This is a genomic window from Flavitalea sp., from assembly GCF_035489435.1.
Taxonomy (GTDB): Bacteria; Bacteroidota; Bacteroidia; order Chitinophagales; family Chitinophagaceae; genus DATHKG01.
In genome coordinates, this window is the sequence record NZ_DATHKG010000063.1 from 1 (window position 1) to 2,164 (window position 2,164).

Below are 2,164 nucleotides of genomic sequence, written 5' to 3' on the forward strand. Positions count from 1 at the left end.
ATATTCTTTGCAGCAACAACCGACCAGCTGTCATCAAGCACATAACGTTCATCAGTAAGCGCCAATTGCCGCGGTACGGGCAGTAACGATTTTCCCTTATCCTGGGAATGAACCTCAGTGAGAAATAAACTATTTAAAATAGTAAGAATTAAAAAATAAGTTGTCCGCATAATTGTTTTTTAAACCAATAGAATGTTTCTGTCAATTCAATTACTAATACTTCTCCCAGGCGATTTGCTCAGTCCTTTCCGGCAGATTATTCTTCTTCGCAAACCCGTTCCTTGCATCAAGTACATCCTTTGACCATTTCTCTATAGGATATTTTAATTGCCGGTATATTAAATAACTCATATCCACCGTACGGACCGGCTGATGATCTTTTATGTCATCTACCTGGTCAAGAAATTTTCGTCCGTTTGCTTCACTTACGCGGGGAAACCAATCTCTGTACCATACATGTGTGACAGACTGCAGCATTTCATTGCGCTCATCTCTAATCTTTTTTACCCGGTCTAATGCCTGGTCGATAAGTGAAACAGAAACTGACGGTGCTGTGGTTGCTGTTTTGGAGGCAAGTGTAAGGAATTCATTCACGGTTTTGAGATCGAGCAACAGGTTGAGATTCTGGCGGCACAACTGCGCAACAGATTTGAGTACCTGCAGATTGTAATGCTGATAATCAATGCTGATCAGATTTTCGTGCAACAGACGCATCAGATTGTCATTGTCTTTCATGTATTTTTCCGCAAGCTGTAGTCTTTCTTTATTGATATTGTTCCAGTCGCTGTTTAAGGTAAGATCAATAGCAGAAGGAACGGGAAGTAAAGGCAGTGTCTGATCCTTTACCGGTTTTGCCGTATCAAATATTTTGTAAGAATTTCCGAGTATAGGAGTGCGCCAATCGGAAGCTTGCCAATCCCAACTTTTATCCCAGAAGTCTGACTGCGAACTTAACAGGCTGTAAATACTATCCATGTGAACGGTATTTGAGCCATAGAAAGAATTATAAAACCGCTTGCTGAGATCCTCGGGAGTCATTGACTTGTTATTCCAGCCGGGAGCTGCACCTGCAGCATATCCTAACCAGAATGTTTCCGGGTTTAACCCTGCATCACCCCAGGCAGCAACGATCACGCCCATTAAATCGGCCTTGCCATCAGCGATGGTCGAAGTAATTCCATGCAACACTTCTCCCACCCTTCCTCTTTTTAATTCGCCCTGCTGTTCTTCATCATCTGTAAGTGCCAATGAGTCATTGCGTTTCAATTTTTTTACCGGCTGTTTCTCGTAATTGGGAAATAATGGCTCTACCCCCTGTATGGAAGTATAAATTAACTGCCGCATTCCATTTGACTTAATAATTGGCGCCCATTCACTATTATATACGCCATTAACGATGTGCGACGGAAGCGAATTGATATCTGTTTTCTTAAGCGGGTACTCGGCCCATATAATTATGGTACGGCCTTTCTCGTGTAGTTTGTTCGCAATCCTTGTAATGTATTCCGCCAGGAGTTTTCCATTGCCTCCCAATGCATCTGCACGCTTTTTTTCACTTTCCGATTTGCCCACATAATAGGCTTCATCTGTGGAGAGCAAAATATATTTGCCTCCTTTGTTGGCTCTCATCAGGTCATCGAACATACCCAGCAGTAATTCATCTGCTTTGGGATCAATGACACTGAATTCATAGTTCGAATTGGGAAATGCCCTCAGGCTCTTATATTCAGGATGTTTTAAAATAAATGAAATGTGCGCAGGGGCATCAATGTAGGGCACCAGTTCCACGTAGTGCGCCTTCGCGTAATCGGTAAGCTCCTGAAATTCCGCAGGTGTGTATGCATATGGCTCAACAATCGGTTTTGCCCCGGTGAATTGAAAATGTCCCTCCAGCTTCAGCGTGAATGCATTGATCTTGTAATAGCTTGCCTGAAGGATAGCACGTTTCATGGCATCCAGCCGCTCCAGGTGATGTGCATCATCCCAGTAGATCATGCGCAGGTCCATATCAGGCCAGTCGGTGATCCGACCTCCGGAAAACCAGGCTTTACCGTTCCCTGGTTGCAGTAATTGGATAAGTGTCTGCACGCCGTAAAACAAACCCGGACCTGCATTGGCGGTAATGGTAATGCGTCCCTTTTCCAGTTGTAAACGGTATGCCTGT

1 protein-coding gene is annotated in these 2,164 nt (G+C 43.9%); it reads right to left on the minus strand.

The window, feature by feature from the left end; all coding sequences use genetic code 11:
- Positions 1-213 precede the first annotated feature (213 nt).
- On the minus strand, positions 214-2,164 hold a 1,951-nt coding region (locus tag VK664_RS09595; protein WP_461398428.1), incomplete at its 5' end, for a family 20 glycosylhydrolase.